The sequence below is a fragment of the Nonomuraea sp. NPDC004580 genome (assembly GCF_040609855.1).
Lineage (GTDB): Bacteria > Actinomycetota > Actinomycetes > Streptosporangiales > Streptosporangiaceae > Nonomuraea > Nonomuraea salmonea.
On the sequence record NZ_JBEXLH010000038.1, the window covers coordinates 43,964 to 68,912 of the forward strand.

A 24,949-nucleotide genomic window follows, 5' to 3' on the forward strand; every position below is an offset into this window, starting at 1 on the left:
GTGGCGCTAGGTGAGGTTCGCCTCCCCGGCCACCGGGGAGCGGGCCTCCAGCTCGGCGGCCTCCCCTGCGGCTTGGGAACGCTGCTTGAGCTCGGCCTCGTACACGTGCCGCCGCCCGCCCGTCAGCCGGTCCCGCACCTGCTTCTCGACCGCGCGGAACGTCGCGTAGTAGTCGTCGTCGTACGCCTCCACGATCTGAAACGTCCAGTGCCCGGGCAGCACGTCGCGGCCGACCAGCTCGGCCGCGAGCAGCCTGGCCAGCTCGTCCTGCCCGGCCTCGCGCAGCAGCCCCACGGCCTCGTGCAGGGTCGCGTGGGCGGAGCCGGTGAGCTGGTGGAAGGAGTAGAGGTGCCCCCGTGCGCGCTCGACCGTCTCCAGCGCCTCCGACACCAGACCGGCGGCGCGTACCGCCTGGTCGTCCGCGTCGTCCGGCCGGCGGTGGTTCTGATCGGGTGTGTATGCCATGCACTCAGCGTTACCCGCTGCCGCGCGGAGGATGCGCGGGCCGCTGCCGCGTGCCGGCCGGGACCGGCTCCCGAGGGAGACGGCAGGCCGTGCAGCGGGACGCCGATCGCCGCCCCGAGCGCCGCGAGCCCCCGCTCGTAGTCGGTCAGGTCGATCTGCTGGAAGACCGACAGCAGCGGCGGCACCGCCACCGGGCTCAGCACGACGGGCAGCACCCTGATCTTGCCCTGCGCGGCCCTGTCCACGGCCGCGGCGACCTCCAGCTTCACCCACTCCTTCGTCAGCGACGCCGGCGAGAGCAGCGCCAGGAAGCAGTCGCTGCCCTCCAGCCCGGCATCGATGGCGGCGGCGAAGGGTGTACCGGGGGCGATGCTGTCCGGCGCCATCCACACGGTGACGCCGGCCGCGCGCAGGTCGGCGGCGAGTCTGCGGCGCGTTCGAGGTCGGGGCCGGCCGCGTATCTGACGAAGACGCGTGTCACCTCCTCATTGGAGCGTCCCGGGCAGGGAGCGGCAAGCGGTTCACGAGGGGAGGTCGTAGGTGACGCCGGTGAGGCGTTCCGACAGGTCCCAGAGGCGGGCGGCCGTGACGGTGTCGTACAGGGCGCGCTCGCGGGTGCGGCGGGTGGGTTCGCCGCGGATCTGCAGGGGGCCGTCGGGCACGATGTACGAGCCGCCGGGCAGGTCGGGGACGGTGGCCGCGTACAGGGAGGTCTTGGCCCCGTCGGGCGCGGGGCGGAAGGCGGCGCGCTCGGCCAGGCGGATGGCGGCCAGGTAGAGCCGGTTGCGTGTGCTGTTGGCGCCGCCGGTCAGCACGTTCGTCCTGGTGAAGCCGGGCTCGACGGCCATGCTGCGCAGCTTCAGCCCGGCTGCTTCCGCCCGGCGCTGGAGCTCCATGGCGAAGTAGAGGACCGCTCGCTTGGTGCGCCCGTAGTGGAAGGCCGAGCGGTAGGAGCGTTCCGCGTTGAGGTTGCCCAGGTCGAAGCGGGCGAACCGGTGCGCCATGCTGCCGGCGGAGACCACCCGCGCGGCGGGCGCGGCGAGCAGGTGCGGCAGGAGCAGCCCGGTCAGCGCGAACGGCCCCAGATGGTTGACGCCGAACTGCGACTCGAACCCGTCGGCGGTCCGCGCGTACGGCACCATCGCGATCCCCGCGTTGTTGACCAGCAGGTCGAGCCGCTCGTGATCCCACGAGGCGGCGAAGGCACGTACGGACTCCAGGCTCGCCAGGTCGAGCGAGCGCAGCTCAAGCCGCGCCTCAGGAACCTCGTCCCGCATCCGCCCGAGCGCGGCCTTTCCGCGCTCGGAATCGCGGCAGGCCAGCACGACGTGCGCGCCACGGCGGCTCAGCTCGCGCGCGGTGACGTACCCGATGCCGCTGTTGGCACCGGTCACGACCACGATGCGATCAGACTGGTCGGAAATATCGGTCAAGCTCCAAGGGTGGGGGATGCCCATGCTCGTCACCTCGCGGGGGATGCCGGTAAGTACGAGAGAGCATGCCCAACTTCCGATCTTGTAGTGACCCGCGAACGTCCAGCGACCACGCGATCTCGTGCCGCCGTACCGGCCGATCAGCGATCTCCCGCCGCGGGCCCGGATGCAGGGCTCACGCCTGCACCCGGGCTGCGATCGTTGCGGCCGGGGAGCGTCAGTACTTCTTGATCTGGTAGGAGTGGCCGGTCGCGTTGCGGTTGCCGGAGCAGGTGGCGACGGACTGTCCCGCAACACCCGAGGAGACGACGACCCAAGGGCCGTACGTGGTGCCGGTGGGACACTTGGCCACCGCCCGCACGTACCCGGAGCCACTGTTGCAGCTGGCCCAGGTCTTGTACTTCTGGTAGTAGATGCCGCTGTGGCAGTCGCTCGGCACAGGGTCGGCGTGAGCGGTGCCCTGGGCCAACGGGAAGACTGCGGTGATGGCCGCGGCCGTCACCACCGCCATGATCATTTTGCGCATGACGGAATGGTACTGGAAGCGCGTGTTTTGTCCGCGCCATTTGACCAGTCTCGCCCTTCGTTGCGAAGGTCCGCGTGTCAGGGCCGGGCGCCCGGCCCTGACACGACGTCCGCCGCCCGTCACGGGAGGATCGGGGTCCACTCCTTCAGGAGCGCGATGTCGTACGCGTCCACCGCCGTGTACGGGTCATCGTCCAAGATCTCCCGGAGTTCCGCCTCGTCCGCGACCTCATAGACGTGCATCGCGCCCTTGTCGTCGGCCCACGGCCCCGCGGTGATCAACCGGCCCTGGTCGAACAGCGCCTGCAGATGCTCACGATGCGCCGGGCGCGCTCTCAAGCGGTCATCCTCGTTCTTGAACTCCATGTACAGCACAAATCTCGCCATGGCCGTCAGATTAGTACTGCACGATCTTTCGGGGCGGAGGCGGCGGATCACGGTTCGTACCGCTGCCTCCGCGCCGTTCACCAGGTTTTGCCCGCCTGCTCCCTAATCGTGTGGTTGATCCGGTTGAAGAAGTTGGTCAGCGCGTTGTGCAAGATGATCGACGACAGCTGGTCCTCGTCGAAGTGCGCGGCGGCGGCGTCCCAGATCTCGTCCGTCACGCCCGGCCCGCCGTCCTGAATGCGCGTGGCCGCCTCCGCGAGGGCGAGCGCCGCCCGCTCGGCGCCGGTGAAGAACGGAGTCTCGCGCCAGGCCACCACGCTGTGCAGGCGCTCGTCGCTTTCCCCGCTCTTCCTCGCCGACGCGACCCCGGCGTACACGCAGGGGCTGCAGCCGTTGATCTGGCTGGCCCGCAGGTGCACCAGCTCCAGCACCCGCGCATCGGCGCCGCCCGCGTGGACGGCCTTGTAGAGGTGCTGGACGGCGGTGGTCACGTCCTGGTTCGGCGTCCGGTTCATGCGTGCTTGCATGGCGACCTTCCTCGACGGCCCGCCTCCCCTGGCCGCAGGCGTCGGCCCGAGCCAGGCGGTGCTCGTCAACGGCCTGCCCGGGGTGGTGGCCTGGCACGAGGACGGCACCCCGCTGTCCCTGCTGGCCTTCACTGTCACCGACGGCCGCATCACCGCCATCTCCGTCGAAACCGACCCGGATAAACTCGCCCGCATCGACCTGCCCTCATCGGTCTGACGAGCCACAGACCGGGGGCCGCATGACCGGGGGCCGCAATACCGGGGGCCGGAGAGCCGGCCCCCGGTCATGCGTCATGGGGTGGTGAAGAGCGACATCCCCACGGGCGCGCTTCTGGACCCCATGTACACCTGAGGGTTGCCGGATCTGTCGGTGGTGACCTGGAACTGGACCGAGAAGCTGTAGGACCGGGAGCACGGCCAGCCGACTCTCGGCGTACAGGTGCTGGCGTAGATGTGCCCCGTGTAATAGCGGTAATAGCTGCCGGTGGAGTCGGTGGTGATGCTCGTGCTGTCGAGGAAGAAGCCGAGGTTCTTCCCCGTGCTGTTCACCGTGGCCTTGCTGACCGTGGCCGACCAGGAAGAGGGTGACTGGTCGCTGCAGGCGTAGAAGTGGAAGTCCACCTGTCCGTAGCGGAGCTTGCTGCTTCCGGAGCCGGGATAAACGGAGAAGGTCGGCGACGTGCACGCCATGGCGCCGGCACCCGAGGCGGCGGAGGCGGTCGCGGGGGCGAGGGCACTGGCGAGAAGCGAGAACGCCGCCACCGCGGTCGAGAATCGCGCGACACGTCGGGCCGGCCGCGCGTGGGCGATCCGGAGAGCGGAGAGGGGGAAACGCATGGAGCTCCTCAGGGGAAACCGAAGTGGCGCGGCATTCCGGCCCGCAGGCCATTTCGCTGCTGTTCCGGCCGGTGCCGCTGGACGAGGACACCGTAGATTTCCGTTTTCGCGGCTCACAAGAAAAGGCGTGGCCGTGGGACGATGAGACGAGGAAGAGGCTGCTGACCTGCTGGGACGCAAGACTCGTGGGATGCGCCTGGGACGGCGCGGGCATTGCGCCGGCGGATTCACCGAGTCGCGGCAGGGCTCATCGGCAGGTCGGCAGATTCGGATGATCCTGGGTGCGCACCGCCGGCAACCACGCGTGCCCGCCGGGCACGTCGTCCAGCAGCACGCGGAACCAGCGGGTCGTGCCCACGCCCATCTCGTCCTCGACACGGTCACCGTCGTAGAGGATGCAGTCGCTGCGCAGGACGTCGCCGTGCCACACGCGGTGATCGACGACGTTGCCGGCGGCGTACTTGCGTCGTGGATCGCGGGCCAGGCCCATGCTGCAGGCGGGCACCCGCTCGGCCTTGCTCTTGCAGTCGCCCTCCACATTGTGGACCCGTACGACCGCGGTGGGCACGGTGCCGGGCCGGCTCTCCACGATCGAGGGCGGCTCCTGGCCTTCGCCCGTCCTCATCAGGGCGACGGCCGACACCCCGGCGACGGCGGCGACGACCGTGGCGGCGACGGCCACCTTGACGCGGCGACGTGGCCGGGGCGCCTCGCCTGTCTCTTCCGCGTCCTCATGGACCTCGGGGGTGGGCCTGCCGGCGTCGGCCAGTGCCCACAGGCGGTGCAGTTCGCGCAGTTCCTCGCCCGTGGCTCCGCACGCCTTGGCGAAGGCGTGCACCGGCCCGTACGACGCCGGCACCTTGGTGCCGGAACAGTAGCGGTGCAGGCTGGAGCGGCTGACCCCGCTCTGCCTGGACAACTGCTCGAAACTCGCGCCGGAGCGCTCCTTGAGCATCCGTAACCGGGCAGCCAGCACCTGTCCGTCGTCCGTTCCCGTCATGTCGCCGATTCGCCCTCCAGCCATGAGCCGCCCGGTTTGCCCGATCACGATGGGCAGAGCGGTCATAGCATGCCATCCGCCGGACGAGATGGTCCTGGAATTCGGGGTGTCGCTCTCGTCCGAGGCGGAGCTCGGCGGCTGCTCGCCGAGCCGGTGCGGCTGCTCTCGGACGGCGGCATGCTGCTGCGCCGCAGCCTCACTCACGACGAGGCGGACGAGCGGCGCGGCCTGCCTGGCACCGTCTGCCCGGACGCCTGATCAGCGGGAGCTCAATGCGGATCGCAACGCCTCCTCGACGGACGTCGCCGGATGGCCGATCGCGGTCTCCAGCGCCGGGCTGGTCACGTCGAACTCGCCCTTCCTGGACGCCGTGAACAGGGTCAGCATGAATTCCGCCACCGGCCGGGGCAGCCCGCTGGCCGCCATCCACTCCTCGTCGTCCACGACGACACGCTCGATGCGACGGCCGGTGATGCGGGTGACGATGGCGGCGACGTCGGCGAAGTCCAGTGTGCGCGGGGCGGTCAGCGGCGGGGTGACGCCGTCGAACGCGCCGTCCTCGGTCAGGGCGAGGACGGCGGCCTCGGCCAGGTCGTCATGGGCGGTCCACGACACCGGGCCGTCCTGCGGCACGGCGAGCGTGCCGGTCTCGAGGGCCGTTGCGATGTAGGGGTCGAGGGTGGAGGCGTAGAAGCCGTTGCGCAGGGCGGTGAAGGGGACGTCCTGCCGCTTCAGGTGCTCCTCGGTGGCCGCGTGGACCCGCTGCGGCGGGAAGAGCGAGCCGGGGGAGGCGGCCTGGTGGCTGGTGTAGAGGATGCGCCGCGCGCCCGCGGCGCGGGCGGCGTCGACGGCGGCGAGGTTGGCGGCCGTGGCGGCGTCGCCGCGGATGGCGGCGGAGATCACCAGGACGCGCTCGGCGCCCTCGAACGCGTGCTCCAGGGTGGCGGGGTCGGTGAAGTCGCCCGCCCGGACGCGTACGCCCCGCGCGGCCAGGGCGGCGGCCTTGCGCACGTCCCGCACGCTCACCCCGACCCTTTCCGCGGGTATGCGCTCCAGCAGGCGGTTGACGATCTTCGACCCGAGGCGGCCGGTGGCTCCCGTGACGATCAGCATGGAGGAACTCCCGTTCTGGCTGTTTCCAGTGGAACGAGAACAACGTTAACACTGATATTTCCATTGGCAACAACACTGGTACGGATATCATCGCTCGCATGGCGCAGACCCAGCAGCGGCGAGACCTCACCCGCGACCGCATCGTGACGACGGCGGCCGGCCTGCTGCGCGACCACGGGCCGGGAGCGGTGACCACCCGCCGCGTCGCGCAGGAGGCCGGGCTGCAACCGCCCGCCCTCTACCGCTTCTTCCCCGACAAGGAAGCCCTGCTGGACGCCGCCGCCGAGCACGTCTTCGCCGAGCACGTGGCGGGCAAGCAGGCCGCCGCGCCCACCGGTGACCCGGTGGCCGACCTGCGCGCCGGATGGGACACCCAGATCGGCTTCGGCCTGGCCAACCCCCACGTCTTCAAGCTGCTGCTCAGCCGCCCGCGCGACACCCCGGCCCAGGCGGAGGGTCTGCGGGTGCTGGCCGAGCGGGTGCACGCGATCGCCGTGGCCGGCCGGCTCAAGGTGAGCGAGGAACGCGCCCTCAACCTCATCCACGCGGCCGGCGTCGGCACCGTGCACACGTTGCTGAGCCTGCCGCCTGAGCAGAGCGACCCCCGGCTGTCCGAGGCCGCCTTCGACGCCGTCGCCGCCGCCATCCTCACCGACGAACCCGCCCCCGCCGACGACCCGGCCGGCGTGGTGGCCACCTTCCGCACCCTGCTCCCGACCCTGTCCACACTCACCCAGGCCGAGGCCGCCCTGCTGGAGGAGTGGCTACGCCGCTGATGTGGACAGTCCGGCCGCACCTCGGAAGAGAATGGAGTTTTCGCATCCGGCGTCTATCGTCACTAGGGACACCGGCTGTAGGCCCATGCCGCGTTGACATGCCAACGGGAATGCCCATGGGGAAGGATCGTGGGAGTTGCAGAATTTCGTGGACCAGCTACCCGCCCTCATCGGTGTTCTGCTCGGCGCGCTCGGAACGTACGGCGTCACCGCCCTGACCGAACGCAAAAGATGGAGACGGCAGCTCGCTACCCGGTGGGATGAACGGCGTGTCCTCGCCTACATGGAATACGCGCATGCCATCAAGAAGACCATCTCGATCTGCATCAAGCTGGCCGCGCAGCGGGGAGTGGGCGCCGACCTCAAATATCTCGCCCCAGAATATTCTGACGCGGACCTGGCGGCCGCCGAGGAGATGCGGACCGTGAGCTGGGAGGCCGTCCTGCTCTTCGGCGGCGACGAAGCCATCGTGGCCGGAAGGAAGTGGCATGAGGCCGTCTTCCGCTTGGAACTGATCGCCGCCGGGCAGGAGGCCGACCTGGCCTGGGACGAAGCCATCGAGGCGACGAGTCGTGCACGGGGAGAGTTCTACCGAGTGGTCAAGGCAGAAATCGGCATGACGGTGACGGGGGCGGCCGGAACTTACGACTGGCAGCTCGGCACTTTTCTCGGCAAGTTGTCCAGCCCTGATCTTCCGCGAAGTCTCCCGGTCTCTGAAACGCGGCCCAAGCTGAACAACTCGCTTGATGAGTAGCCGTCGTCCCGTCAATCGCCGGGATGGCGGGAGCGACGGTCAGCAAAAGGTGTTCGCGGCCGGTTCGAGGACCCAGCGGGCGAAGTCCGTGGGGGAGGTGTTGCTGCCGCAGATGACGGTGGTGACGCGGCGGCCGGTGAAGCGGGCCGGGTGGTCAAGGAGGGCGGCGATCCCGAGAGCGGCCGAGGGTTCGGCGACGAGGCCGGCGTGCTCGTACAGGGCTCGCATGCCTGCCTTGATCGCGTCCTCGCTCACGAGCAGCACGTCGTCCATGACCACGAGCAGGTCGTCCAGCACCTCGGGGATCGGGCAGCGGCCGGCGACGCCGTCGGCGATCGTGTCGATGCGGTCGGTCTCGACCACCGTCCCCCGCCGCCACGACAGGGACATCGCGGGCGCGCCGGACGGCTGGACGCCGATCACCTCGGCGCCGGAGGCGAGGGCGTGCACGGTGTAGCCCACACCGCTGGCCAGCGCGCCGCCGCCGAGCGCCACGAGGACGACGTCGAGGTCCGGGTCGTCGCGGACGAGTTCGAGGCCGATCGTGGCGGCGCCCTCGCAGGTGGCGAGGTCGAGGCTGTCCTCGACCCAGTACGCGCCCTCCGTCTCGGCGAGTTCGCGGGCGAGCAGTCTGGCGTCCTCGATGTCCTGGCCGGTGAGCCGCAGATCGGCGCCCAACGCCGTGATCTGGGCGAGTTTGAGCGGGTTGGCGGTGGTGGCGGCGACGACGGTGACGTCCAGGCCGCGACGGGCGGCGCTGTAGGCGAGGGCCTGGCCGAGGTTGCCGGCGCTCGCGCACACCATCCGGGACGCCCCCGCCCTCGCCGCCGCCGCGGCGACCGTCTCGGTGCCGCGGCCCTTGAAGCTGCGTACGGGGTTGAGCGTCTCCACCTTCAGCGTCATCGAGCAGCCGAGCGCCCGGCCGAGCGGCGGGCAGGGCATGGCCGGCGTGTCCAGGAACACCGGGTCGATCTCGCCCACCGCCGCACGGACGCGGTCGAGCCGGAGCCGGACGCGCTCGAAACCGCTCATGGTGCCGGAGTCTGTCATAAGTGACGGCGGATCACGCGTTATGTGATGGAACGATGACAACGCGGCCCGGCCGGTGATCCGTCTGTTTGCCTGAGGGCCATGGATCTCACTTCTCACCTCTTCGCACGTCTGGCCCTCGCCGTGGTCGCCGGCGCCGCACTCGGGGGCTGCGGCGCCTCCTCCTCAGCCGCCGACCGGGCCGCCGACCGGGCCGAGAGCGCCGCCACCTCCCAGACCGGCGTACGGGTGCTCTGGATGGGCGACTCCATCGCGGGCGCGCAGGCTCCCGCCGTGCAGGCGGCGCTGGAGGCCGCCGGTGTGACGGTCGAGAACGCCACGTCCGACGGCGGCGGCAACCTCGTCGCCGGTGACCACCCCGTGACCACCAAGGCGGCCCGCGACACCTGGAAGGCGCTCAAGGAACACCTCTCCTCGTTCCGGCCGACCGTGATCGCGTACCAGATCACCACGTACGACTGGGGCACCGCCCGCGAGCAGCTGACCGCCTACCGGAAGCTCGCCAAGACGGCCGGGGACGCGGGGGCCCGGCTGGTGCTGGTGTCGGCGCCGCCGTTCAAGATCGACGAGTTCTTCCAGCCGCACGCCGCGTCCATCAAGAGCGCCCCCAAGATGGCCGCCAAGGCCGCCGACGGCACCAACGCCCGCTTCCTGGACGCGTCCGAGCTGTGGGGCACCGACCACGCCGCCGCCAAGGCCCAGCGCTCCAAGGACGGCATCCACTCCTGCCAGCAGGGTTCGGCCGCGTTCGCCACCTGGTTCGCCGAGCACCTCGGCGAGCTGACCGGCTTCACCCCGGCCGCACCCGCCGCGTGGGCCACCGGGACGTGGACCGGCGACGACCGCTTCACCAAGCTCGGCTGCAGCTGATGCCCTACACGACACGTGACGGCGCGCCCGCCGTTGAAGACGCGCCCGCCCCCGGCCGCCGGCACACCACCGCAGACGCCTCCCATCCCGCACACATCGCGCGCCGGGCGCACATCGGCGCGTTGGACGGGCTGCGGGGGTGCGCGGTGGTGGCCGTGCTGCTGTTTCATGCCGGGCGGCTCAGCGGCGGGTTTCTCGGTGTGGACCTGTTCTTCGTGCTGTCCGGGTTCCTCATCACCGGGCTACTGCTGCAGGAGGGCGGGCGGCCCCGGCTGGGGGCGTTCTGGGAGCGGCGGGCTCGCCGGTTGCTGCCTGCGCTGGGCGTTCTGGTGGTGGTCCTTCCGCTGCTGACCTGGGCGGTGGGACGCCTCGACCTGCTCAGGGCGGTGCGACAGGACACGCCGTGGGTGCTGGCGCAGGTGGTCAACTGGCACTACATCGGCGAGCAGATCGGTTACTGGAACGCCTCGGACACCCGGCCGTTCGCGCACCTGTGGAGCATCGCCGTCGAGTGGCAGTTCTACCTGGTCTGGCCGCTGGTGGTGGTGCTGGTGGGGAAGGGGCGGTGGCGGGTCGCGGTGGTCGCCCTCGCTGGTGCGCTCGGGTCGCTCCTGCTCATGGTGACGTTCGGGGCGGCCGTGGACACCACGCGCGCGTACGAGGGCACCGACACCCGGGCCTTCGCCCTCCTGCTGGGCGCCGCCGCCGCGACGCCGCCCGTCCGCGAGGCCGTCGCCCGCCTGCCGCGCAGGGCGGTGGACGTGGTGTGCGCGCTGCTGCTCGGCGGGCTGGCCGTCGCGTGGGCTGTGACGGCGGGGGAGCAGGCGCCCGGACTGTTCCAGGGCGGCATGTTCGCCCACTCGCTGGCCTGCGCGGTGCTGATCGTGCTGCTGGCCGGAGCGCCGGACGGCCTGGCGGGCCGGGCGGTGGGCAGTGCCGTGCCGCGCCGGCTCGGCGAGCTGTCCTACAGCCTGTACCTGTGGCACTGGCCGATCTACCTGCTGCTGCCCCGCCAGGGCAGGCTGGACGGCTGGGTCTGGACGGCGGTCGCGGCCGGGCTGTCGCTGGCGGCTGCAGTAGTGTCGAAGGCCGCCGTCGAGGATCCGGTACGCCGGCGCGCCCGCTGGACCACCGGCCGCCGCGGCTGGGCGGCACTGGCCGCCGCCGTCACGGCCGGGGCGGCGGTGTGGGCTGCGGTGTGGGCGGCGGTCCCTCAGCCGGAGCCCGGCGCGGGGACCGTCGACGTGAGCAGACTCGAAGGATGAAAGGGGAACACATGCCGCGAACGCCCGCCCGCCTGACGGCCGTCGTCGCGGCGGCGGCGCTGGCGGCAGGCTGCGGGATCACCGGCACCGGCGTGCGCCCCGCGGGCGAGCCGGTCCAGGGCGGGCTGACCGGGAAGAGCGGGCAGCTCCTGCGGGTCTACTTCGTCACCACCGAGGGCACGTGGCCGGTGTCGCGTCCGGCGGCGTCCGGCGATGGGTCCGACAATGGGTCCGGCGATGGGTCCGGCGGTGACGTGCAGGAGGCGATGGACGCGCTGCTCGCCGGCCCCACCGCCGACGAGCGGGCGCGCGGCCTGGCCTCCCAGGTGCCCGCCACGAAGGGGCAGGTCCGCGCCAGGACCTCCGGCGGCCGGGTGGAGCTGCGGCTGCCGTGGCTGGTCCGCGACCTGCCGCACCTGGCGGTGAGCCAGCTCGTCTGCACGGCAGCCGCCGGCGGTGACCCCGTCGTCGAGGTGTACGAGCCCGGCATGGGAGACCGGCCGTGGGAGGTCCGATGCGACGAGAACGGCACGGCCGTCCCGGCCGGCGCGAGGCGGACGTCGTGACACGCGTCCGGGCGATCGGGGACGGCGCGGCGGGGGGAGCGTTGTGACGCGGGTGCCGGTGTTCGGGAGCGGCGCGGCGGGAGGAACGTTGTGACGCGGGTGCTGGTGATCGAGGACGACCCGGCCGTGCGGCGTGGCGTGGGGCTCGGGCTGCGGCACCAGGGGCACGAGACGCTGCTGGTCGGCACCGGTGAGGACGGGCTGGCCGAGCTGGTCGCGAGCGCGCCCGACATCGTGCTGCTCGACCTGATGTTGCCCGGCATGAGCGGGCTGGAGACGTGCCGGCGGATCCGGGCCTTCAGCCAGGTGCCGATCGTGATCCTCTCGGCCCGCGACGACGACGTTGACGTGGTGGTGGGCCTGGAGGCCGGCGCCGACGACTACGTGATCAAGCCGGCCAGCACCGAGGTGATCGAGGCCAGGATGCGGGCGGTGCTGCGGCGTACGACGCAGGCCGCGACCGGCAACGCCCGCTCCGAGCACGGCGACCTGCTCATCGACCGGGTGGCGCTGCGGGTGCTCAAGCACGGCGCCGAGGTGGCGCTGGCGCCGACGGAGCTGAAGCTGCTGCTGTTCCTGTCGGCCGCGCCCGAGCAGACCTTCAGCCGCCAGCAGCTGCTGGAGCAGGTGTGGGAGCACGCCTTCCACGGCGACTACCGGCTGGTGGACGCGTGCGTGATGCGGCTGCGGGCCAAGATCGGGGACGATTCGCGCAGCCCCCGCTACATCCAGACGGTACGCGGGTTCGGCTACCGGTTCGGGCCGCTGTGATCCGCCCGCGTCTCGCCCGTGGCCTGCGCGCGCAGCTCATGCTGGCGTTCCTGCTGGTCTCGGCGCTCAGCGCGGTGACCGCCGCCGCCGTGACCTACCGGCAGGGCCGCGACGCGATCGCCGAGCGCGCCCAGGCCGACCTGGTGCAGGAGCTGCGCGCCCACCTGGCCTCGCGGGTGCCGGACCTGCCGGCCGATCCGAAGGCGGCGGATCTGCGGACGCTGGCGGTGCAGCTCGACCGGGCGGCGGGGGCGCGCGGGTGGCGTACGGCGCTGTCGTACCGGGGCGGGGCGCTCGTCGCCGCAGGACGGGAGGCGCCGCCACTGCCCGCGCCGCTGCGGGCTGAGGCGGCGGCGACGGCGGCGACGGCGGCTACCGTGCTGGCCCAGCGGTTCCACCACGGGGAGACGCCGTGGCTGGCCGTCGCCGTTCCGGTCACCGCGGCGGACCGGCCCCAGGGCCCGCCTCCGCTCACCGTCTACGCCTCCATGTCGCTGGCCTCCCAGCAGCAGGACGTCGAGGGCCTGGCCGCCGCCGCCCGCGCCGCCGCCGTGCCCGTCGCGCTGGCCTCGATCATCCCCGCGCTGCTCGCCGCCCGCCGGTTGCTGCGGCCGGTGCGCCGGCTGCGCACCGCCACGGAACGGATGGCGGCGGGCGGCCTCGACACGCGCGTCACGGTCTCCGGCGACGACGAGCTGGCCGACCTGGGGCGGGCGTTCAACGGCATGGCGGCCACGCTCCAAGCCGACGCCGCCACGCTGCGCGCCATGGAGGAGCGGGCCCGCCGCTTCGCCGCCGACGTCTCGCACGAGCTGCGCACGCCGCTCGCCGCCATGTCGGCGGTGACCGGCGTGCTCGACGCCGACGCCGCCTCGGGACGGCTGCCGCCGGTCACCGCCGAGGCGCTGCACCTGGTCTCCGACGAGACCCGCAAGCTCACCCGCCTCATCGAGGACCTCATCGAGGTCTCCCGCTTCGACGCGGGCGCGGCCGTCCTGCACCTCGACGAGGTGGACCTGGGCGAGCTGATCGGCAAGACGCTGGCGCTGCGGCACTGGGACGGGCGGGTCCGCACCGACCTGCCGGCCGGTCTGCGGGTGCGGCTGGATCCGCGCCGTGTGGACGTCGTCCTCGCCAACCTCGTCGGCAACGCGCTGCGGCACGGCGGGCCCGACGTGTCGGTGACCGTACGGGTCGAGCCGGCTCCCGACCGGGTGGCCGTCATCGTCACCGACGACGGCCCCGGCATCCCGGCCGACCTGCTGCCGCACGTCTTCGACCGCTTCACCAAGGGCGACTCGGCACGCAGCCGCAGCGAGGGCAGCGGTCTCGGTCTGGCCATCGCCGCCGAGAACGCCCGCCTCCACGGCGGCGCCCTCACCGCCACCACCCCACCGGGGGGCGGTACCACCATGACCCTCACCCTGCCGCGGTACTCGCAGGGGCCGGACGGAGGCCACCGGCCAGGGCCAGGGTGACCGCCACCGACACCACCGCCATCGCCGCCATGGCCGTGGCCGCCGAGGTGACCTGGGCGATGGCGCCCGCCAGTGCGGCGCCGACGCCCTGCATGGTGAGGGTGCCGGAGGAGTGCAGGCCGAGGGCGTGGCCGCTCAGCTCCTCCGGGGTCAGGGCCATCAGGCGTTCTTGGAGCAGGAGGCTCGCGGCGTACCCCACCGATGCCACGCCCACCGCGAGCGCCGCGACCGTGAGGCCAGGACGGAACGCGAAGACCAGGTAAGGCGCGGCCAGCAGGAGGCGCATGGGGGCGCCGAGCCGGACACGCCACCGGGCGGGGACGAAACGACCGGCCAGGACGTCGCCCGCCAGCATGCCCGCCGCCGCGACCGCGAACAGCAGCCCGGCGTGCTCGGGCGCGTAAGGGACGAACAGCGACTCGCAGCCGACGATCAGCCCGTTCGGCACCCACAGGGCGAGGAACACGTACCGGCGGGGCACCGACGACCACAGCCGCGCGTTCGCCCGCCAGGTCGCGGTCACCGACGGACGGCCCGTGTCCCGTGGCGGCCGGGCGCTGAGCCCCCATCGGGCGACGGCCGCCTCCGCCAGATACAGCGCGGCTCCGGCCAGCAGCGCGCCGCGCGGCGACAGGGCGGCGACCAGCACGCCGCCGGCCGCGTAGCCGCAGATCTGCAGGAGCCCGGCGGTCATGTTCATCGTCGAGCGGCCCAGCAGGTAGCCCTCGCGCGGCAGGATCTCGTTGAGCAGCCCCCACCGCACGCCGCCGTTCAGCGACGCGACCAGCCCGAGCCCCAGCACGACCGCGAACACCGCCCCCACCGGCAGTCCTGGGACGGCCAGCACCGCCGTGCCCACGCCGAACACCAGGGCGATCCCGCTCAGCGCGGCCCTCGGGGGCAGCCGGTCGGCGGCCGACAGCAGGGCCGCCGCTCCGGCCACCTGCGCCAGCGACGGGCCGAACATGCTCAGCGCGGCCAGCAGCGGTGACCGCGTCGCCCCGTAGACCAGCACGCCCAGGGCCAGCCCGCTCACCGTCGAGGCCGCCACGTGCGCGGACGTCGCCACGAACAGCGGCGCGAACTCGGGCGCGCGCAGCAGTTCTCGATAAGTACGCATGCCGCGCAGCCTGCGGCCCCCGCTCGCGCGAGCGTTACAGTTTCGCGGGGCAGCGAAACGTAGGGCGGCCGCCTTGGGGGGAGGTGGAGTGGTGGGGTGGTGGCAGCTTGACGCTGACACGTTGGCCGGGGGCAGGTTCGTGGTGTCGCCGTTGGCCGAGACCGTGGCGAGCCTGTGTCTTCTCGCCTCGGGGCGGGCCATCCATCCGGCGGCGCGGCGGTGGCTGGCCGAGCACCTGCCCGCCTATCGCGAGCGGCTCGATCCCGTCACGGCACTGCTCGTACGGTGTGCGCTGGAGCAGCCGTGGATGGCGGACTTCTGTGCCCCGCCCCCGAGCACCGAGGCGCGGACGTTCGCCGAGGAACTGGCGGTCGTGCGTGGGACCCCGCCCGATGTCGCCAGGGCGGACGTGGCCGTGGCGGTGAACGGCATGCTGCCGGCCGCGCTGGACCGGACCGATCTGGCCGAGCGCATGGCCGGCCTGCTGCAGTGGGTGTGGGCGCGGGCCGTCGAGCCTGAGTGGGTGCGGCGGCGCCGGGTCATGGAGGCGGACATCGTGGCCCGTACCGCCCAGCTCGGGCAGGGTGGCTGGGCCGCCGCACTGGCCGACCTGCGGCCCGGGATGCGGTGGCTGGGCGACGGACGGTTGCGGATCAACGCTCACGATCGGCCGCCCAGGACGATCCGGTCGGGGGCGCGGCTGCTGTTCGTCCCCGTCACCCCGGGTGGCGCCTGGGTGACGTGGGACGAGCCGCACACGTACGCCGTGATCTACCCGTGCTCGGGTGTCCTCGCCGAACCGGACGGCGAGCCGGTGCCCGAGGCGCTCGGGCGGCTGCTCGGGCCCGCCCGCGCCGCCGTCCTCGTGCTGCTCGCCACCCCGAAGAGCACCACCCAGCTCGTCGCGCTGACCGGGCAGGGCCTGGGTTCGGTGGGCCGCCACCTCAAGGTGCTCCTCGACGCCCGCCTGGTCCGGCGCCGCCGCGCCGGGCGGTCGGTGCTGTACTACCGCTCCGACGCCGGCGACGTCCTCGTCCGTGCTCAAGGCCACTGACCAGCCGAGAAAGGCGTGTGGCGCCGATCACACACGCTGTGTGGATTCCTCCACAGTTGATCCGCGCAGGTCTCCGTAATGTCCCTGTCAACGGATCACACCGACGACGGGGAGGAACCCGAAATGCGTAAGACCCTGGCGATCGCCGCCCTTGCCGGTTCGATGGCCGTCACCGGCCTCGCGATGAGCACCCCCGCCCAGGCCTCGACCGGGACCAGCTGGGGCAAGGTCTTCTCCAGCGACCACAAGGCGTACACGTTCGGCAAGACCTGGAAGTCCGGCGGCAAGGTGTTCACGAAGTGGTACGGCGTGGACAAGCGCGGCGGCAAGAAGGGCTGGGTCTGGTTCGAGGTCTACCAGAACGGCCACTGGACCAGGTTCAACAAGGCGTGGGACGGCAAGGCCGTCGGCACCTGGAGCGGCCGGGGCATCAAGAAGGTCTACACCTTCACCTGCTGGGCCGGGAAGTTCGACAACTGCGGCAGGAAGCACCGCATCTCCTAGAGGTTGAAGCCGCCCGACACCTCGAGGACCTGCGCGCTGACCCAGCGCCCCTCCTCGGAGGCCAGGGCGGCGATGGTCCTTTCACCGCTTGCTGGGGATCACTCCATTCAAGCGGCGCGACCGGGGGAAACCCTAGATCGATCCTCGCCGGTTCCTGCCTGATGCTCTCACCAGTCGTGGATCGTGCCGTCCTGGAGCCGGTTGATCGGCAGGTAGGCGGCCTCGTACGGATGCGCCGCCGCCCGCTCCTCGTCCAGGCTCACGCCGAGCCCCGGCTCCTCGCCCGGGTGCAGGTGCCCGTCGGTGAAGGTGTAGGCGTGCGGGAAGACGGCCTCGGTCGCCTCGGTGTAGCCGGCGTACTCCTGGATGCCGAAGTTGTGCACGGCGAGGTCCAGGTGGATCGCGGCGGCCATGCCGACGGGGGAGATGTCCTCGGGTCCGTGGACGGCGGTCTTGATCTGGTACTGGGCGGCGTAGTCGAACAGCTTCCGCAGCGGCGACACGCCGCCGAAGTGGGTGACGGCGGAGCGCACGTAGTCGATGAGCTGCTCGCCGATCAGCGTCTTGTAGTCGTAGACGGTGTTGAAGACCTCGCCGATGGCCAGCGGCGTCGTGGTGTGGGAGCGCACCAGCCGCAGGCCCTCCTGGTTCTCGGCGGGCGTGCAGTCCTCCAGCCAGAACAGGTCGTACGGCTCCAGGTCCTTGCCCAGCCGGGCCGCCTGCATGGGGGTGAGGCGGTGGTGTGCGTCGTGCAGCAGCGGCAGGTCGGGGCCGAACTCCTGGCGCACGGCGTCGAAGACCTTGGGCAGGCTGCGCAGGTAGGCGGGGGTGTCCCAGTCCTCGACCACGGGACGCGGCCCCGCGGCGGTGTCCACGGTGTGCCGGACGCCGTACACCCGCTTGAGCCCCGGCACGCCGGTCTGCACGCGGATCGCCTGGTAGCCCTGCTCAAGGCGGGCCCTGATCGAGTCGAACAGCTCGGGCAGGTCGCGGCCGGAGGCGTGCCCGTACGTGCGGACCCGCTCCCTGCTCGCGCCGCCCAGCAGCTGGTAGAGCGGCAGCCCGGCGACCTTGGCCTTGATGTCCCACAGGGCGACGTCCACGGCGGCGATGGCGGCCATTGTGACCGGACCGCGCCGCCAGTACGCGCCCCGGTAGAGCGACTGCCAGGTGTCCTCGATGCGGTGCGGGTCGGTGCCCAGCAGCAGCGGCACGACGTGGTCGGTCAGATAGCTGACCACGGCGAGCTCGCGCCCGTTGAGCGTGGCGTCGCCGAGGCCGGTGACGCCCTCGTCGGTCTCGATCCTCAGCGTGACGAAGTTGCGGCCCGGGCTGGTCAGGACCACCTTGGCGTCGACGATCTTCAATGCTCTGCCTTTCGTGAAAGAGGGGGCCTCAGCCCTTGGTGGCCCCGGCGGTCAGCCCGGCGACGAGGTACTTCTGCCCGAGCACGGCGACGATGACGACCGGCACGGTCATGAGGGACGCGGCGGCCATCAGGCCGCCCCAGTCGGTGCTGGCGTAGGAGATGAAGTGGAACAGGGTCACCGGCGCGGTCTGGGTGTCCTCGTCGGAGAAGATCAGCGCGAACATGAAGTTGTTCCAGCTGAAGATGAACGCCAGCACCGACGCGGTGGTGGTGCCGGGCGCGGCCAGCGGCAGCGCGATGCGCCAGAACGCGCCGAAGACGCTCAGCCCGTCGGTACGCGCGGCCTCCTCCAGCTCGGTCGGCAGCCCCTCGAAGAACCCGATCATGATCCACAGGATCAGCGGCACGGAGACGAACATGTGGCTGAGCACCAGCACGGTGTAGCTGCCGACCAGCCCGGCCTGCGCGAACAGGTAGTACCAGGGCACCAGCAGCGAGATGGCCGGGACGATCCGCGCGACCAGCACCAGCGAGCCGGTGCGGTGCATCCTGAACCGGCCGACCGCCCACGCGGCGGGCACCGCGATGATGGCCGACAGCACGGTGGAGACCACGCCGACGATCAACGAGTTGCGCAGCGCCGCCACCACCTCGCCGTCGGCCAGGACGTTGCGGAAGTTGTCCAGCGTGGGGGAGAAGATCAGGCCCACCGTAGGGTCGGTGACCTGCACGTTCGTCTTGAAAGCGGCGGCGAACAACCACACGATCGGCAGCACGAAGATCAGGCACACGATCGTGATGAGGGCGCCCCGCAGCCACGGCAGGGCGCGGCGCCCGTAGCCGGCGGCGATCATGCGGACTTCCTTCCCGGACGGCGGCGGAGCAGGACCACCACTCCGACGATGGCGAGGGTGAACAGGACCAGCACGGCCGAGGCCAGGCCGTACTCCTGGTAGTCGAAGGTCAGGCCGTAGGCGTAGACGTTGAGGGTCTCGACCTCGAAGTCGGAGCCGCCGCCGGGGCCCTTGGTGGCGTACAGGATGTCGAAGGTCTTCAGCGCGTCGATGGCGCGCAGGATCAGGGCGGTGGCCAGCGTGGGGAAGAGCATCGGCAGCACCACGAAGCGGAAGCGCTGCCAGCGGCCCGCGCCGTCCACGTGCGCGGCCTCCTCGGGCTCGGCCGGCAGCGTGGCGAGGCCGGCGAGCAGCAGCAGCGTCATCATCGGCGTCCACTGCCAGACGTCGATCAGCATGAGCACCGGCAGCGACTGGCCGACCGAGCCGAGGAACTCCTGCGGCGGCAGTCCGACGGAGGTCAGCAGGTGGTTGGCGATGCCGTTGGTGGGGTCGAGGATGAGCAGCCACAGGATGCCGACCGCGACCGGCGTGGTCAGCAGCGGGATGATGAGGATCGTCCGCACCCACCTGCTGCCCCTGAACGGCCTGCGCATCAGCATGGCCAGGGCCAGCCCGAGCACGGTCTCGATGAGCACCGCGCCGGCCGTGAAGGCGGCGGTGCGCCCGACGGCCGGCCAGAAGCGGCGCACGTCGGTGAGCGCGTCGGTGAAGTTGCGCAGCCCGATGTAGCCCTTGCCGGCGTTCACCGCGCCGAACGCGTCGGTGAAGGCGAGGTTGAGCGTGAAGACCAGCGGAAAGACGATCATCAGGCCGACGAAGGCCAGCGCCGGCGTCAGCATCGCCCACTTCAGGCGCCGGTTGGCCTGCTCGAACGAGCGCTGCGGGCGTGCGCCGCGAGTGCCGCGGGTGCCGCGGGTGCTCGCGGGGCGGCGTGCCGCGGCGGAGGTGACCGACATCAGCCCTCCCTGTGGCGGTTGTCGCGGACGAGGAAGTCGGCGAACTCGGCGTCCGCCTCCCGGGCGACCGGCGCCACCGGCTCGCCGAGGATGCCGGCCACCAGCGGGCGGCCGACGATGTCGCGGGCCCTGCCCACCTGCAGCACGTCGGGCCGGTCGATGCCGAGCCCGATCTCCGCCTGCCGCTGCATGGCCTTGGCCAGGTCGGCGGGGAACGCGGCGAGCGTGGCGGAGTCGGACCAGGCCGACCGGCGGGCGCCGGGGATGCCGTCGGCCTGCATGCGCCTGACCATCTCGGGGCCTGCCGCCCAGCGGATGAACTGCCAGGCCTCGTCGCGCAGCCGGGAGAACCGGCTGACGCCGAGGCTCCACGACGGGATGTTGAACGGCCGCGCCCCGGCGGGCCCGGCGGGGAAGGGGGCGAAGCCGACCCTGTCCTGCACGGTCGAGATCTTGGGGTCGAGGAAGTTGGTGTAGATGGCGTCGGCGTCCACGTAGAAGGCCGCCTTGCCCTGGGCGAAGATCGGCATGGCCTGTTCGAGGCTCATGTTGGTGGCTCCCGGCGGCCCGGCCCGCTCCAGCAGCCGGCCGTAGTACTCGTACGCGGCGATCGCCTCGGGGGTGGCGATGCCGGAGCGGCCGTCGACGGTGAAGTCGCCGCCGAAGGAGTACAGGAAGCTCGACCACATGCTGACCGCGCCGGCGCGCTGGCCGCGGCCGACGAAGCCGAAGAACCCGTCGCCGCGCCCCGCGAAGCGCAGCGCCTGCTCCATGAGCTCGTCCAGCGTCCCGGGCGGTGAGGTGAGGTCCTTGCGGTAGTAGAGGGCGGGCCGCTCGGTCACCACCGGGACGCTCAGCACCTTGCGCGCGCTCACGGAGCGCTCGCGGGTCGCCGGGAGGAAGTCGTTCCAGGCGAAGGCGGCGTCGCCCGTCACCAGGCCGGTGAGATCGGCCAGCCAGTCGTTGTGCGCGAAGAGCAGCTGCTCCTGCAGCGCGCGGACCATCATCACGTCGATGTCGCTCGCCGAGGCGTTGAGCTTGACGTTGTAGCTGTTGGCGAGCTGGTCGGAGGTGAGCAGCGTCATCGACACCCGCCGCCCGATCCGCTCCTCGAACTCGGGCAGCAGCTTCGCCACGGCCTGCGACCACACGTGGTTGATCGCCATGATGCGCAGCGGCGTGTTCGCCGAGGGCTTGCCGCCGCCGGACGAGCAGCCCGCGAGCGCCGTGCCGCCCAGGGAGACGGCGGCCGCCGCGGCGAGCCTGCCGAACGCCCGGCGACTCAGCGGGCGGCTGAGGGGGTGGTCGTTCATGGATCGGCTTTCTGCATCGGTACGTCCTATGCGTGGTCCAACTGGTAGGACCAGTCGGACCATAGCAGTCCCTCGTCACCGATCGCCACCCCCGGTGACGGGGGGACAGGGGAGGTCAGCGGCGGTGGGCGGCCTGGTTCAGCAGCGCCTCGATGTGCTGCCTGGCCATCACGTCGACGCTCACGTCGAGGTCGGCGCCGTAGGTGCGCAGCCCCAGCGTGAGGTGCTCGCGCATGTGGTCGCGGGCCCGCTCGACGTCGCGGGCGGCGATCGCGGCGTAGATCTCGGGGTGGTGCGGCACGCCCGGCTCGCCGATGCTGGGGTCGGAGTGGGAGCGCAGCATCATCTCGAACATCATGCCGCTGATCGACGACAGCATGATGCGCAGCACCGGATTGCCGCTGGCCTGCGCGATCGCGTCGTGGAAGTCGAGGTCGGCATGGGCCTTGTCGACGACATCGGTGGCCTTGAGCAGCGCGTCGTTGGCTTGCTCGATGACCGCGAGCTGCGCCGCGTCGGCCCGCTCGGCCGCCAGCCCGACGATCTCGACCTCCAGCGGGATGCGCGCCTCGATGAGCTGGCGGACCGTCGGCCGGCCCGCGCGGTAGAGGGCGTCGTAGTGGCGGGCGTGCTGGGAGGTCTGCTCCCTGACGAACGAGCCACGGCCCGGCGCCACCTCGATCAGGTGCTGGGCCTCCAGCCGGCGCAGCACCTCGCGTACGACGTTGCGGCTGGCCCCGAACTGGGCGGCCAGCTCACGCTCGGAGGGAAGCTTGGACCCCACCTGGATCTCGCCGGAGCGGATGCCGTGCTCCAGCTGGCGTGCGATGCGCTCGGTGAGCAGCCCCCGGTAGGACTGTGCGATGTCCTGGCCCATCGCTGCTGGCGGGTCGGCGGGCATGCACCCGAGGATACAGGAGGCCGTCCTGACCCCGTACGGAACCGGAACGGCCGGCCCTGATGGCGACATATGATCGCTACGTTTGAAAGCTGTCCGGAAAGGCCCTTATGACCCACCCGCTCAGCCGCCGCTCCGCTCTGTTCGGCGCCGCGGCCGTGGCCGGCCTGGCTTTCGGGGGCAGAGCCGGGGCGGGGGTGGTGGACGCGGCGGCTTTCGACACCGCCCGCCGCCGATGGGTGAGCCTGCTGGCCGGCACGTCGTACGACCCCGCCTACGCCGACAAGACCAGGGCCGTCGAGGGCTCGGCCAGGGCCGTGCTGCGCAAGCTCAAGCCCGACGCGCGCCGCCCCAGCCTCTGGCCCGACCTGCCGCTCGGCGACCCGAACAGCGGCGACTTCAACCGCTCCTACAACCGCATGCGCACGCTGGCGATCGGCTGGGCCACCCCCGGCACCGCCCTGCACCACGACGCCCAGGTCGCCGAGACCGCCGTCAAAGCACTCGACTTCCTGTACGAGCACGCCTACAACGAGCACATCGGCCGGCGCGGCAGCAACTGGTACTGGTGGGAGATCGGCGTCCCCCGCGCCCTGACCGACACCTGTGCCCTGCTCTACGAGGGCCTGCCCAAGGACCGGCTCGACCGGTGGCTGCGCCCGCTGCGCCGCTGGTGCCCCGACCCCGAGCGGCGCATCAGCCACCCCGGCGTCGTCGAGACCGGCGCCAACCGGGCCGGCAAGGCCATGGCCGTCGCGATGCGCGGCCTGCTCACCCACGACGCCCGGCTCGTCAGGAAGGCTCAGGACGCCGTCTCCGACCTGCTGCGCCTCACCCGGGGGCCGGGCGACGGGTTCTACCGCGACGGGTCGTTCATCCAGCACGACATCTACCCCTACACCGGCAGCTACGGCGTCGACTATCTGGAGAGCGTGGCCAGGCTGATCGCCATGCTCGCCCGCTCGCCCTGGCAGATCGGCCGCATCGACGCCGTGTACGACCTCGTGGACCGCTCCTTCGTGCCGTTCGTCTTCGACGGGCTGATGATGGACTGCGTACGCGGGCGGCAGATCTCCGTGCAGGGCCACCGCGACCACCACTCGGGCCAGAAGACGATCGAGGCCATCCTGACCCTGCTGGACACGGCGCCCGAGAAGCACGCAGAACGCTGGCGTCCCCTGGTGAAGGGCTGGCTGACCCGTAACCAGGCCGTGCCGTACCAGGCGGTCGCGCCGCTGGCCGGCATCGCGCGGGCGGACGCCCTGCTGCGCGATCCGTCGGTGCCGGTCGGGCCGCGCACCACCGGCACGTACGTCTTCGCCGACATGGATCGGGTCGTGCACCGCCGGCCCACGTGGGCGTACGCGATCGCCATGAGCTCGGAGCGGATCGGCGCCGTCGAGGCCATGAACAGGGAGAACCTGCACGGCTGGTACACCGGCGACGGCATGACCTACCTCTACACCGCCGACCTCACCCACTGGAACGACGAGCTGTGGCCGACGATCGACCCGTACCGGCTGCCCGGCACGACCGTCGACCGCCGCAAGCGCGGCGACCTGCGCCACGGCACCCGGCGCCGCCCGGCGACCCCGTGGGCGGGCGGGGTGGCGCTGGACGGCGAGTACGGCCTGGCCGTCATGAAGCTGATCGGCGACGGATCCTCGCTGCGGGCCAAGAAGGCGTGGTTCCTGCTCGACGACGCCGTGATCGCGCTCGGCACCGGCATCACCGCCTCCGACGGCCGCCGTGTCGAGACCGTCGTCGAGAACCGCAACACCCACGACGCCCATCCGCCGCTGTCCAAGGGCGACGGCTGGGTGCACCTGGCCGGCGTCGGCGGGTACGCGCTGCTCGACGGCGCCAAGCCGAAGGTGCTGCGCGAGAAGCGCACGGGGCGCTGGAGCGACATCGACAAGGGCGCCACCACCGGCGGCGACTCGACGCCCGTCACCCGGCACTACACGACGATCCTGCTCGACCACGGCGTGGACCCGCGCAAGGCCCGTTACGCCTACGCCGTGCTGCCCGACGCCTCGGCCCACCAGACCGCCGCCTACCAGGGCCGCGTCAAGATCCTCGCCAACTCCGGCACCGTCCAGGCCATCTACCGCGACAACCTGGTGGCCGCCGTCTTCTGGCGGGCCGGGACGGTCGAGACCGACGAGGGCCCGCTGAGCGCCGACGGGCCGTGCGCGGTGGTGCTCCGCCGCGACCAGTTCCAGGTGCGCCTCGCCGTCGCCGACCCCTCCAGGACCGCCGACGACCTCAAGCTCACGCTGCCCTGGCGGATCAAGTCGATCAGGAAGGCCGACCGGGGCGTGCGCCGGTCGAAGGGCGCGCTCAAGGTCGAGGTCGCCGGCACCCGCGGCCACGCGCGCACGGCGGTGGTGAACGTCTGAGCGGCCGGCTTCAGCAGCGTCGGCTGGACCTCTGAGCGCGGGAACGTCCGCGGAGACTCAGCAAGGCCGGTCAGAGTCTGAGAGGAAGGCCGGGCGCAGCATCCTGAAGACGCGGTCCGTCAGCGCGGTGCGGTCGGCGGTGCCGCCGGTGCGCAGCCACTCGCGCGCCACCGTGTCGAGCGCGGCCCCGGCAGCCGCCGCCGCGAGGTCGGCCTCCAGAGCGGGCACCCCGCGCCCGGCCAGCGCCTCGATGATGCGGCCGCGCGCCTCGTCGCGTTTCTGCAGCAGCCTGGTACGCAGCGCGGGCGTGTCCTCGATCAGCCGCATCACCTCGACCTGGGTGTTGATCCGCGCCTCCCGGTCGCGCAGCACCGCGTGCAGGCACTCCCACGGCCCCTCGCCGGCGGGCCGCGCGGCGACCTCGGCGGCTACCTGCTCGGCCAGCGTCTCGACACCGCCGAACAGCACGTCCTCCTTGGCCGGGAAGTAGCGGAAGAAGCTGCGCTTCGACATGCCGGCCGCCCTGGCGATGTCGTCGACGGTCGTCTCCTCGAACCCGCGCTCGGTGAACAGTTCCAGTGCTCGCTCCGCCAACTCGGCGCGTACGGCACGCCTGGCGCGATCCCGCAGACCTTCCATGACCGAACATCTTACACCGG

General features: G+C 71.9%; 27 protein-coding genes and 1 pseudogene. 11 read left to right on the plus strand and 17 right to left on the minus strand.

The window, feature by feature from the left end:
• Positions 1-6: 6 nt before the first annotated feature.
• The 6 genes and pseudogenes from ABZW11_RS30730 to ABZW11_RS30755 form a co-directional block, all read right to left on the minus strand.
• On the minus strand, positions 7-465 hold the full coding sequence (locus tag ABZW11_RS30730) for a hypothetical protein (RefSeq protein ID WP_355424521.1): 459 nt from the start codon (positions 463-465) through the stop codon (positions 7-9).
• Positions 466-644: 179 nt separating this feature from the next.
• Positions 645-851: pseudogene (locus ABZW11_RS30735) on the minus strand (toll/interleukin-1 receptor domain-containing protein); the annotation flags it as partial.
• 135 nt (positions 852-986) lie between these two features.
• On the minus strand, positions 987-1,922 hold the full coding sequence (locus ABZW11_RS30740) for an oxidoreductase (protein WP_355424524.1): 936 nt from the start codon (positions 1,920-1,922) through the stop codon (positions 987-989).
• 193 nt (positions 1,923-2,115) lie between these two features.
• Entirely contained in the window at positions 2,116-2,424 is a 309-nt protein-coding gene (locus ABZW11_RS30745; protein ID WP_355424527.1) for a hypothetical protein, read from the minus strand.
• Between the two features lie 119 nt (positions 2,425-2,543).
• Positions 2,544-2,810: a YciI family protein gene (locus ABZW11_RS30750; RefSeq protein WP_345405514.1), complete on the minus strand. Its 267-nt coding sequence runs from the start codon at positions 2,808-2,810 to the stop codon at positions 2,544-2,546.
• A gap of 77 nt (positions 2,811-2,887) precedes the next feature.
• A complete protein-coding gene (locus tag ABZW11_RS30755) occupies positions 2,888-3,337 on the minus strand; it encodes a carboxymuconolactone decarboxylase family protein (protein WP_355424530.1) in 450 nt (149 codons plus the stop codon).
• Here ABZW11_RS30755 and ABZW11_RS30760 point away from each other — a divergent pair.
• Positions 3,336-3,554, plus strand: a complete 219-nt coding sequence (locus ABZW11_RS30760; protein WP_355424533.1) for a hypothetical protein — start codon at positions 3,336-3,338, stop codon at positions 3,552-3,554. The genes ABZW11_RS30755 and ABZW11_RS30760 overlap by 2 nt on opposite strands.
• A gap of 74 nt (positions 3,555-3,628) precedes the next feature.
• On the opposite strand, the gene ABZW11_RS30765 is transcribed toward ABZW11_RS30760, so the two are convergent.
• The 3 genes from ABZW11_RS30765 to ABZW11_RS30775 all read right to left on the minus strand — a co-directional run bounded on the left by ABZW11_RS30765 (position 3,629) and on the right by ABZW11_RS30775 (position 6,287).
• Positions 3,629-4,174, minus strand: coding sequence for a hypothetical protein (locus ABZW11_RS30765; RefSeq protein WP_355424536.1), 546 nt, complete (start codon positions 4,172-4,174; stop codon positions 3,629-3,631).
• 247 nt (positions 4,175-4,421) lie between these two features.
• Positions 4,422-5,174 carry a helix-turn-helix transcriptional regulator gene (locus ABZW11_RS30770; protein ID WP_355424539.1) on the minus strand — a complete coding sequence of 251 codons (753 nt, stop codon included), beginning with the start codon at positions 5,172-5,174 and terminating at the stop codon, positions 4,422-4,424.
• Positions 5,175-5,432: 258 nt separating this feature from the next.
• The gene (locus ABZW11_RS30775) at positions 5,433-6,287 is read right to left on the minus strand and encodes an NAD(P)H-binding protein (protein ID WP_355424542.1); all 855 of its coding nucleotides are present in this window, start codon (positions 6,285-6,287) and stop codon (positions 5,433-5,435) included.
• A 98-nt stretch (positions 6,288-6,385) separates the two neighbouring features.
• On the opposite strand from ABZW11_RS30775, the gene ABZW11_RS30780 reads away from it, so the two are divergent.
• Positions 6,386-7,063 carry a TetR/AcrR family transcriptional regulator gene (locus ABZW11_RS30780; RefSeq protein ID WP_355424544.1) on the plus strand — a complete coding sequence of 226 codons (678 nt, stop codon included), beginning with the start codon at positions 6,386-6,388 and terminating at the stop codon, positions 7,061-7,063.
• A gap of 136 nt (positions 7,064-7,199) precedes the next feature.
• On the plus strand, positions 7,200-7,817 hold the full coding sequence (locus ABZW11_RS30785) for a hypothetical protein (protein WP_355424547.1): 618 nt from the start codon (positions 7,200-7,202) through the stop codon (positions 7,815-7,817).
• Positions 7,818-7,856: 39 nt separating this feature from the next.
• On the opposite strand, the gene ABZW11_RS30790 is transcribed toward ABZW11_RS30785, so the two are convergent.
• Entirely contained in the window at positions 7,857-8,849 is a 993-nt protein-coding gene (locus ABZW11_RS30790) for a pyridoxal-phosphate dependent enzyme (protein ID WP_355424550.1), read from the minus strand.
• Positions 8,850-8,948: 99 nt separating this feature from the next.
• On the opposite strand from ABZW11_RS30790, the gene ABZW11_RS30795 reads away from it, so the two are divergent.
• The 5 genes from ABZW11_RS30795 (at position 8,949) to ABZW11_RS30815 (ending at position 13,817) form a co-directional block, all read left to right on the plus strand.
• Complete coding sequence (locus tag ABZW11_RS30795; protein WP_355424553.1) at positions 8,949-9,737, plus strand: SGNH/GDSL hydrolase family protein; 789 nt, start codon at positions 8,949-8,951, stop codon at positions 9,735-9,737.
• The gene (locus ABZW11_RS30800) at positions 9,737-11,002 is read left to right on the plus strand and encodes an acyltransferase (protein WP_355424556.1); all 1,266 of its coding nucleotides are present in this window, start codon (positions 9,737-9,739) and stop codon (positions 11,000-11,002) included. Before ABZW11_RS30795 ends, ABZW11_RS30800 begins: the two co-directional genes overlap by 1 nt.
• A gap of 11 nt (positions 11,003-11,013) precedes the next feature.
• Positions 11,014-11,568: a hypothetical protein gene (locus ABZW11_RS30805; RefSeq protein ID WP_355424559.1), complete on the plus strand. Its 555-nt coding sequence runs from the start codon at positions 11,014-11,016 to the stop codon at positions 11,566-11,568.
• A gap of 90 nt (positions 11,569-11,658) precedes the next feature.
• Positions 11,659-12,339, plus strand: coding sequence for a response regulator transcription factor (locus tag ABZW11_RS30810; RefSeq protein ID WP_355424562.1), 681 nt, complete (start codon positions 11,659-11,661; stop codon positions 12,337-12,339).
• On the plus strand, positions 12,336-13,817 hold the full coding sequence (locus ABZW11_RS30815) for a HAMP domain-containing sensor histidine kinase (RefSeq protein WP_355424565.1): 1,482 nt from the start codon (positions 12,336-12,338) through the stop codon (positions 13,815-13,817). The genes ABZW11_RS30810 and ABZW11_RS30815 overlap by 4 nt, the downstream gene beginning before the upstream one ends.
• Here the strand turns inward: ABZW11_RS30815 and ABZW11_RS30820 are convergent.
• Positions 13,759-14,937 carry an MFS transporter gene (locus tag ABZW11_RS30820; RefSeq protein WP_355424568.1) on the minus strand — a complete coding sequence of 393 codons (1,179 nt, stop codon included), beginning with the start codon at positions 14,935-14,937 and terminating at the stop codon, positions 13,759-13,761. The two genes, ABZW11_RS30815 and ABZW11_RS30820, sit on opposite strands and share 59 nt — an antisense overlap.
• A gap of 121 nt (positions 14,938-15,058) precedes the next feature.
• On the opposite strand from ABZW11_RS30820, the gene ABZW11_RS30825 reads away from it, so the two are divergent.
• Together ABZW11_RS30825 and ABZW11_RS30830 are read left to right on the plus strand one after the other, a co-directional pair.
• Positions 15,059-15,991 (plus strand): transcriptional regulator, encoded by a 933-nt coding sequence (locus ABZW11_RS30825; protein WP_355424571.1) that lies wholly within the window; start codon positions 15,059-15,061, stop codon positions 15,989-15,991.
• A gap of 123 nt (positions 15,992-16,114) precedes the next feature.
• Positions 16,115-16,495 (plus strand): hypothetical protein, encoded by a 381-nt coding sequence (locus ABZW11_RS30830; protein WP_355424574.1) that lies wholly within the window; start codon positions 16,115-16,117, stop codon positions 16,493-16,495.
• 167 nt (positions 16,496-16,662) lie between these two features.
• On the opposite strand, the gene manD is transcribed toward ABZW11_RS30830, so the two are convergent.
• The 5 genes from manD to ABZW11_RS30855 form a co-directional block, all read right to left on the minus strand.
• Complete coding sequence (gene manD, locus ABZW11_RS30835; RefSeq protein ID WP_355424575.1) at positions 16,663-17,862, minus strand: D-mannonate dehydratase ManD; 1,200 nt, start codon at positions 17,860-17,862, stop codon at positions 16,663-16,665.
• Between the two features lie 28 nt (positions 17,863-17,890).
• The gene (locus tag ABZW11_RS30840) at positions 17,891-18,718 is read right to left on the minus strand and encodes a carbohydrate ABC transporter permease (protein ID WP_355424578.1); all 828 of its coding nucleotides are present in this window, start codon (positions 18,716-18,718) and stop codon (positions 17,891-17,893) included.
• Complete coding sequence (locus ABZW11_RS30845) at positions 18,715-19,677, minus strand: sugar ABC transporter permease (RefSeq protein WP_355424581.1); 963 nt, start codon at positions 19,675-19,677, stop codon at positions 18,715-18,717. Before ABZW11_RS30845 ends, ABZW11_RS30840 begins: the two co-directional genes overlap by 4 nt.
• Positions 19,677-20,990 (minus strand): sugar ABC transporter substrate-binding protein, encoded by a 1,314-nt coding sequence (locus ABZW11_RS30850; protein WP_355424583.1) that lies wholly within the window; start codon positions 20,988-20,990, stop codon positions 19,677-19,679. The genes ABZW11_RS30845 and ABZW11_RS30850 overlap by 1 nt, the downstream gene beginning before the upstream one ends.
• A 115-nt stretch (positions 20,991-21,105) precedes the next feature.
• Positions 21,106-21,891, minus strand: coding sequence for a FadR/GntR family transcriptional regulator (locus tag ABZW11_RS30855; RefSeq protein ID WP_355424585.1), 786 nt, complete (start codon positions 21,889-21,891; stop codon positions 21,106-21,108).
• Between the two features lie 107 nt (positions 21,892-21,998).
• Between ABZW11_RS30855 and ABZW11_RS30860 the strand changes: the two genes are divergently transcribed.
• Positions 21,999-24,290: a polysaccharide lyase 8 family protein gene (locus tag ABZW11_RS30860; protein ID WP_355424588.1), complete on the plus strand. Its 2,292-nt coding sequence runs from the start codon at positions 21,999-22,001 to the stop codon at positions 24,288-24,290.
• A 57-nt stretch (positions 24,291-24,347) separates the two neighbouring features.
• Here ABZW11_RS30860 and ABZW11_RS30865 read toward each other — a convergent pair whose 3' ends face one another.
• Positions 24,348-24,929 carry a TetR family transcriptional regulator gene (locus ABZW11_RS30865; protein WP_355424591.1) on the minus strand — a complete coding sequence of 194 codons (582 nt, stop codon included), beginning with the start codon at positions 24,927-24,929 and terminating at the stop codon, positions 24,348-24,350.
• Positions 24,930-24,949 lie beyond the last annotated feature (20 nt).